Source organism: Kaistella sp. (assembly GCF_032060305.1).
Taxonomy (GTDB): Bacteria; Bacteroidota; Bacteroidia; order Flavobacteriales; family Weeksellaceae; genus Kaistella; species Kaistella yananensis.
Genome location: NZ_DAMBHK010000082.1, coordinates 1 through 8,426, shown reverse-complemented (window position 1 = coordinate 8,426; position 8,426 = coordinate 1). Strand labels below are relative to the sequence as shown.

The following is an 8,426-nucleotide window of genomic DNA, read 5'->3' as shown; positions in this document are numbered from 1 at the left end:
ACCAGAAACGTTGCCATGACGTTCGATCTCAGAATGATGCGCAACAAACCGGAAACAAGAATATTTTCTATGACGATCTAATAGGGAAGCGGCCATTGAGCCGCTTTTTATATTTCAGTCGGGAAACCCGCAAAATGCCGTTGGTTTAGCAATGTTTTGGGAGTTTTTATCCATTTATAATTCAATCTAAATTATTTTGTTAAAAATTCTTAATTCTATTGAAAATCATTATATTTGCCGACTATAATTTTAATGTTGTAAACTATTAACAATGCAAGGAAAAGGACTTATTACGCTGGTTGCGATAATTCTGGGACTTATTTGTCTTAATGAATTGTTACCAACCTGGTATGCAGGCAAAATTGAAAAACAGGCCACTGAACTCGCCGGTAACAACCCGGAAAAGTATCAGAAAGAGATGGCCAGACTTTCTAAAGACACCCTGAATCTCGGTTTTACAAAACTTTATTACTCCCAGGCGAAAGAAAAGGAAATGAAGCTTGGTCTGGATCTGAAAGGCGGGATTAACGTACTCTTGGAGATCAACCAAAGAGATTTGGTAAATAACTTAACCAATTATTCTACCAATCCGGTTCTTCTGGAGGCGCTGGACCGTACCGACCAGATGCAGAAAAACTCTACCAATCCTTATATCAAGGATTTCTTTACCCAATTCGATCTGGTAAATAAAGAAAAAGGAACCAACCTGAAACTTGCAGACGCTGAAATCTTCGGGAATACTAATCTTTCTGAGATTAAATTCAATACACCCGATGAGCAGGTTAAAAAAATTATAGAGAACAGAATTGAGCTTTCTACAGGGACTGCTTACGAAGTAATCAGAACCCGTATCGATAAAATGGGGGTTACGCAGCCAAACGTGCAGCGTGTACCAAGAACAGGAAGAATTTCTGTGGAAATGCCTGGCGTGAAAGACATCGACCGGGTGAAGAAAATGCTTCAGACTTCTGCAAAGCTTCAGTTTTGGGAAGTTCAGCAGCTTCAGGAAGTGTACCCTTACCTGGAACAGCTTAATGCTGTAATCGCTACCAAAGGTGATTCTATGGGTGTTGCCAAAAACACAAACCTCATAAACCTTTTACAGTTAAATTCATTAAGATCTAACGGTGTTGCGAATGTAAAACTTTCCGATACTGCTGCGATTAATAAAATCATCAACAGCAAAATTGCTCACGATTTAAGACCGCAGAACATTAAATATACCCAGTTTATGTGGGGATATAAGCCGGAAGCAGGTGACGGGAATAATCTTGTACTTTACGCCATCCGTGGAAACATCAACCAAAAAGCTCCGGTAGACGGTGCGGTGGAATCTGCAAGGGTAAACTATGATGACCTTGGAAGAATCGTGGTCGACATGCAGATGGACTCTAAAGGTTCTAAAGACTGGAAAACACTGACCGGTAAAAACGTAAACAAACCCGTTGCCGTAACTTTGGATAATGTGGTTTATACCGCACCGAACGTTGTAAACGAAATCCCTAACGGTAGAACACAGATTTCCGGAAGTTTCTCTCAGGAAGAAGCACAGGACCTGGTAAATGTTCTTGGAGCAGGTAAACTGCCTGCAGGTGCAAAAATTGTACAGGCAGAAGTGGTAGGGCCATCTTTGGGAGCAGAATCGGTAAATGCCGGGATGTATTCCTTCATCATTGCCTTTGTAATCATTATTCTTTATATGCTGTTCTATTACGGTGGGGCAGGGATTTATGCGGTAATCGCGATTTCTTTCAACTTGTTTTACCTGATGGGAATCATGGATTCTGTAGATGCTACGCTTACGCTTCCTGGTATCGCGGGTATCGTACTTTCCATGGCAATGTCGATTGATGCGAACGTAATTGTATATGAAAGAACCAAAGAAGAGCTCTTTGCCGGTAAAAATATCCGTGAAGCATACAACGAAGGTTTCAACTTCTCGCTTTCGGCGATTATCGATGGTAACATAACTTCACTTCTTACAGCGGTGGTGCTTTATATCTTCGGTACAGGTCCGATTCAGGGTTTTGCGGTAACATTGGGTATCGGTATTATCCTTTCGATGTTTACCTGTGTACTTTTAACGAGAGTACTTATTTTCAGCAGACTTGAAAAAGGAAAAGGACTTTCTGTATGGACTAAGTTCAGTAAAAACATCTTCAGAAATACCTGGGTTGATTTCATTGGAAAAAGAAAATATGCTTATATCATTTCCGGAATTATTACCATCATCTGTCTTGCTTCCATCGTAACTTCAGGATTTAAATTTGGGGTCGACTTTAAAGGAGGCAGAAGCTATGTGGTACGTTTTGAAAAACCTGTAGTGGCAAACGACGCTGCCGATAATCTTGAAAAACAGTTCGTTAACAAAGAAGGCCAGAAAAACGCAGTGGATGTGAAGACCTTCGGAAGCGATAATCAGCTGAAAATTACAACAGATTACCGAATTGACGAAGAAAGTGTAGAAGCTGATCAGGATGTTGAAAGCAAACTGTTTAACGGACTCAAGCCTTATCTTCCTGCAGATGCACAGCTTTCAGGGTTTAAAGATTCAGGAAGCAGTTACGGAATTGTAAGCTCTGTAAAAGTAGGACCTACGGTAGCGGATGATATTAAATCAGGTGGTGTTATTGCATTGCTTATTGCACTGGCCGGGATTTTCCTTTACATTTTGGTACGGTTCAAGAAATGGCAGTTTTCAACCGGCGCAGTGGCTTCATTAGTGCATGACGCGATTGTAATTCTGGGTGCTTACTCGATCCTGAAGAATGTAATGCCTTTCAACATGGAGATCAATCAGGATTTCATCGCGGCAATTCTTACGGTACTGGGTTACTCCATCAACGATACGGTAATCATCTTCGACAGAATCCGTGAATATCTAAACGAGAAAAAAGCCATAACTCTGGAAGGATTATTCAATGACTCCATTTCAAGTACCTTGGGAAGAACGTTTAATACCGCATTTATGACCTTCCTTGTAATTCTTGCCATCTTTATATTCGGTGGTGAAAACTTAAGAGGATTTATGTTTGCCCTGCTTATCGGGGTTGGTTTTGGTACGTATTCTACCTGGTTTATCGCATCAGCAGTATCTTATGATTTGCTGAAGAAGAAAGGGGTGGAAGGAACCAAGAAAAGTTTAGCTGCTAAGAAAGAAGCTACGCCTGAAGAAGCCTAATCTTATTTTATATAAAGAGAATGTCCTTTGAAAAAAGGGCATTTTTTTTGGCTTTGTAATAAAACTTGCTTTTACAAAAACTATCTTTGCATTCTGTCATGAAAAAGAATCAGAAATCCGCAGCCATCGGTTTTATATTTATCACATTGCTCATCGATATTACAGGATGGGGAATTGTAATTCCTGTGGTACCCAAGCTTATTCAGGAGTTAACTCATAATCCGGATCTCAGTGTGGCTTCTCAATACGGAGGCTGGCTGAGTTTTGTGTACGCCGCAATGCAGTTTGTCTTTGCATCGGTTCTGGGAGGATTAAGCGACCGGTTTGGGCGGAGACCGATTATTCTTTTTTCACTGCTTGGGTTTTCGATTAACTTTATGATTCAGGCTTTAGCACCGACTATTTTCTGGCTTTTTGTAGGCCGGCTGTTCTCCGGAGTTACGGGAGCCAGTATTACAACGGCCAGTGCCTATATTGCCGATATTTCTACCGATGAAGACCGCGCTAAAAACTTTGGAATGATTGGAGCGGCTTTCGGATTGGGCTTCATCATCGGACCGGTGATCGGTGGTGTTTTGGGGCAGTATGGCGCAAGGGTTCCGTTTTACGCAGCATCAATTCTCTGTCTTGTCAATTTTCTCTATGGCTGGTTTATTCTCCCTGAAAGTCTTGATAAAGAACACCGCCGTCCCTTTAACTGGAGGCGTGCAAATCCTATAGGTTCGCTTTTGCAGTTGAAAAAATACCCGAAAATCCTTGGACTTATCGCAGCTTTAATTTTCGTATATATTGCAGGACATGCGGTACAGACCAACTGGACATTCTTCACGATGTATAAATTCAAATGGACTGAAACTTTGGTCGGAATTTCTTTAGGAGTTTCCGGTTTTATGGCTGCTTTGGTTCAGGGCTACTTAATCCGCTTCATTCAACCTAAAATCGGAAACGAAAAAAGTATTTTCTACGGTCTTTCGCTGTATGCCGTCGGGATGATTTTATTTGCATTTGCAAGCGAAAGCTGGATGATGTTCGCGTTTCTGGTGCCTTACGGTCTGGGCGGAATTGCAGGTCCGGCGCTGCAGTCGGTCATTTCTTCGGAAGTGCCAAAAAGTGAACAGGGCGAACTTCAGGGCGCGCTGGCAAGTCTTGTTAGTCTTACCGCAATTGTAGGTCCACCGCTCATGACCAATACTTTTTATTATTTTACGCACGATTCAGCACCGTTTATATTTCCGGGAGCGCCGTTTTTCCTTGGATTTTTGCTGATGGCCATCAGTGCGGTAATCGTATATCATGTTTTTCGGGAGAAAAGGAGTCATTAACTTCCCCTCGAAGATTTAAATTTTTAAAAATGAAAATTGATTTCATAAACTTTCGTAATTTTACGCCATGGAATTAAGTATAGGAGAGATGCTTTTGATTGCTGTTGCAATCGTCGTTTTATTCGGTCCAGATAAATTACCTCAGATTGCACGCGATCTGGGAGAGGGTGTGCGTAAGATGCGCGGTGCTATGGAGGATGTGAAAACTGAGATTTTAAAAGAAACCGATAATCCTGTATCTGAAATAAAGCGTGAAATCGACAAAGTAAAGCAGGCCGCCAAAGATTATAATCCACTTGCTGAGGCACAGCATAATGAAGCACTCGCTGAAAAAGTACAACCTAAAGTTAATCTTGCTGACGACGACCAGCACGAAGGACCTGTAAGCCGTTAATATGCACGAAATCATTCAGGAAGACCAACAAGCCTTTCTCTACCTCAATAATCTGGGAAGCCAGCCGTTCGACCAGTTTTGGATTATGGTTTCTGCGACCTGGATCTGGGTTCCGCTTTATGTTATTTTTCTTTATTTACTATATAAAGAATACAGGGTCCGGAATTTAATTTTCATCCTTATTTTCATCGCTTTGGGCGTGACGGTGTCTGATCAGCTTGCCGGGATTTTCAAATCCGGGATTGCAAGGCTCAGACCGTGTCATGACCCAACTTTGGAAGGTTTGGTAAGAGAGGTGAAATGTGGCGGGCAATTCGGTTTTTATTCCAGCCATGCTTCCAATACTTTCTTTATTGCCACGTTAATGAGCATCCTGCTTCGGAAAACCCACAAATATTTGCCCTATTTATTATTCTTCTGGGCGGCAATGGTTTCTTACAGCCGCATTTATCTGGGGGTACATTTCCCGATGGATCTTATCATGGGGGCTTTAATGGGCTTTTTCCTGGGCGGTTTTTTTGCGACACTTTCATTAAAAGTGATTTACAAAAGACAGAAAGCAAATTCCTGACAGCTGACATTTTCACTGATTTTATTGCCACACTTTTTTGCGCTCGCTTCGCTCGCGCCAAAACTTCTGTTTTCGTCCCCGGCTTACAGCCAAAAATATTATCTTTGCTTTTATGTCACACAACAACGATAAACGGCTTTTCCTCATCGATGCGTATGCGATGATTTTTCGTGGATATTACGCCCTAATCCGCAGTCCGCGGATTACGAGCGACGGAAAAGACACGTCTGCCATTTTTGGGTTTACCAATTCTTTAATCGAGCTCATCCGCAGGGAAAAACCTACGCATCTGGCCGTAGTTTTCGACGTTGGGGAAGCCAGCGTGAGGACTGCTGATTTTTCAGATTATAAAGCCAACAGGAGCGAAACCCCGGAAGCCATTAAGATAGCAATTCCTTACATTCACAGGATTCTGGAGGCGATGCATGTTCCCATTCTTGGAGTTGAAGGTTATGAAGCCGATGATGTTATCGGAACCATTGCCTGCAAAGCAGAAAAAGAAGGGTACACGACCTATATGGTAACGCCGGACAAAGATTTTGCGCAGTTGGTGACCGATAAAATTAAAATTTACAAACCCGGATTAAAGGGAGCGGAATTTGAAATCTTAGGCGTTGAAGAAGTAAAAGCCAAATACGAAATTGATGACCCGAAACAGGTGATCGATTTCCTTGCCATGATGGGAGATTCAGTAGATAATATTCCGGGACTTGACGGTGTAGGCGAAAAAACTGCAAAAAAATTCCTGAAAGAATACGGAAGCATCGAAAACCTTCTGGCAAACACGCACGAAATCAAAGGGAAACTGCGTGAAAAGGTAGAAGACAGTGCCGAACGCGGTATTTTATCAAAAAAACTCGCCACGATTATTTGTGATTCACCAATAGAATTTCATCAGGAACAGTACGATCTGGAAACTCCCGATTTCGAAAAAGTGAAAACAGTTTTCGACGAGATCGAATTCCGCAGACTGTACGAAAATCTTTACCGGGCTTTTGCGCCAGCAACGGAAACTCAGGCTCAAAGTCCGGATAAAATTTCCCGTTATGATAAAGTTGAAAATGCTGCACCTTTAGGAAATCTTGGCGCGGCATCGGTTCAGCTCGATCTGTTTGCCAGCTATGAAGAACTCGATCAGGCGACCAATACCAAATCGAATATTGCCGAAAACGATCATCTTTACCAATACATCGATTCGCCAAAAGCGCAGAAGATTCTCGTTAAAAACCTGCTTCAGCAGAAAGCGGTGTGTTTTGATACCGAAACCACTTCCTTAAATGAGCTGGAAGCCGAATTAATCGGGATGAGTTTTTCCTATAAAAAAGGTTTGGCGTATTACATTCCGCTTTCTGAAAACAGGGAGGAAGTTTTGGAAACGCTCGAAATTTTTAAACCCTTATTTGAAAAAGAAGAAATCCTGAAGGTAGCGCATAACCTTAAGTTTGATTATAAAATCCTGAAGCGCTATGGTATCGAGGTTCAGGGTGCAATTTTCGATACGATGATTGCCCATTATCTGCTGAATCCCGATGGTAGACACGGTATGGATTACCTTTCTGAAATTTATCTGAATTACAAACCGGTATCCATTGAAACGCTGATTGGCAAAGGAAAAAATCAGGTCACTTTGCGGGCAGTTTCCGTTGAAGAGCAAACGGATTATGCAGCTGAAGATGCAGATATTACGTGGCAACTTTACGAGCTTTTTGCGCCACAGCTTCACAAAGAAAATCTTCAGGATTTATTTTATAAAGTTGAAATGCCGTTAATGAAAGTTCTGGCCAAGATGGAACTTGAGGGTGTTTCACTGGATAAAAAATGGCTTGAACAGGAAAGTAAAGACCTTGAAAATGATCTGCGAGAGCTTGAAAAGAATATTTTTGAACTCTCCGGTGAAGAATTCAATATGAATTCGCCAAGACAGCTGGGCGAAATTCTGTTTGAAAGAATGCAGCTCGACCCGAAAGCGAAAAAGACGAAAACAGGTCAGTACGCTACTTCCGAGGATGTTTTGCAGAAACTGTCAACAAAGCATGAAATCATCAAATACATTCTTGAATACAGAACCTATCAGAAACTGAAATCAACATATGTTGATGCGTTACCTCTGCAGATCGACAAAAATGATCAGCGGGTTCATACCAATTTTTCGCAGACAACGGCAGCTACAGGCCGTTTGGCTTCGGTAAATCCGAATCTTCAGAATATCCCAATCCGTACTTTAAGAGGTCAGCAGATTCGCGGGGCTTTCGTTGCAGGTGAAGGGAAAAAAATTATTTCTGCCGACTATTCTCAAATCGAATTGCGTCTGATTGCAGAAATTTCCAATGAGGAGAATATGATTCTGGCATTCCAGAACGGAGAAGATATTCACGCTTCCACGGCTTCTAAATTATTTAATATTCCACTCGAAGAAGTAAGTAAAACCCAGCGCTCTCAGGCGAAAACGGTGAACTTCGGGATTATCTACGGTCAGGGCGCTTTTGCTTTGGCTGAACAGACCGGACTTTCACGAACCGAAGCCAAACAGATGATTGAAGCTTATTTTGAAACCTATCCACGACTTAAGAAGTATATGGCAGAGCAGGTGAAAAAAGCGCAGGAACTGGGTTATGTGGAAACAATTCTTCACCGGAAGCGCCACTTAAAAGACATCAATTCCGCTAACTTTGTGGTGAAAGCGCATGCAGAAAGAAACGCAGTGAATGCACCAATCCAGGGAAGTGCTGCCGATGTGATTAAACTGGCGATGATTAAAATCGACGAGAAACTGACGGAAATGAATTTGAAAACCAAAATGCTCCTCCAGGTTCATGACGAACTTTTGTTTGAAGCTCCGATAGAGGAAGTTGAGGTCGCCAAAAATTTAATCAAAACCGAAATGGAATCTGCATTTGAAACCAAAGTACCTTTGCTGGTGGAAGTTGGAGTAGGTGATAACTGGCTGGAAGCGCATTA

At 41.9% G+C, this 8,426-nt stretch carries 5 protein-coding genes; all 5 read left to right on the top strand.

Annotated elements, in window-relative coordinates:
* Window positions 1–271: 271 nt before the first annotated feature.
* On the top strand, window positions 272–3,181 hold the full coding sequence (gene secD, locus V5N63_RS10230) for a protein translocase subunit SecD (protein WP_332033859.1): 2,910 nt from the start codon (window positions 272–274) through the stop codon (window positions 3,179–3,181).
* 98 nt (window positions 3,182–3,279) lie between these two features.
* The gene (locus V5N63_RS10225) at window positions 3,280–4,503 is read left to right on the top strand and encodes a TCR/Tet family MFS transporter (RefSeq protein ID WP_332033858.1); all 1,224 of its coding nucleotides are present in this window, start codon (window positions 3,280–3,282) and stop codon (window positions 4,501–4,503) included.
* 67 nt (window positions 4,504–4,570) lie between these two features.
* Window positions 4,571–4,897 carry a Sec-independent protein translocase subunit TatA/TatB gene (locus V5N63_RS10220; RefSeq protein ID WP_332033857.1) on the top strand — a complete coding sequence of 109 codons (327 nt, stop codon included), beginning with the start codon at window positions 4,571–4,573 and terminating at the stop codon, window positions 4,895–4,897.
* Window position 4,898: 1 nt separating this feature from the next.
* Window positions 4,899–5,468 carry a phosphatase PAP2 family protein gene (locus V5N63_RS10215; RefSeq protein ID WP_332033856.1) on the top strand — a complete coding sequence of 190 codons (570 nt, stop codon included), beginning with the start codon at window positions 4,899–4,901 and terminating at the stop codon, window positions 5,466–5,468.
* 112 nt (window positions 5,469–5,580) lie between these two features.
* The coding region (gene polA / locus V5N63_RS10210) for a DNA polymerase I (protein WP_332033855.1) at window positions 5,581–8,426 on the top strand (2,846 nt) is incomplete at its 3' end.

Coding starts and splice junctions, on each gene's coding strand:
- V5N63_RS10220 (WP_332033857.1), top strand. CDS start 4,571: ATGGAATTAAGTATAGGAGAGATGCTTTTGATTGCTGTTGCAATCGTC.
- secD (WP_332033859.1), top strand. CDS start 272: ATGCAAGGAAAAGGACTTATTACGCTGGTTGCGATAATTCTGGGACTT.
- V5N63_RS10215 (WP_332033856.1), top strand. CDS start 4,899: ATGCACGAAATCATTCAGGAAGACCAACAAGCCTTTCTCTACCTCAAT.
- V5N63_RS10225 (WP_332033858.1), top strand. CDS start 3,280: ATGAAAAAGAATCAGAAATCCGCAGCCATCGGTTTTATATTTATCACA.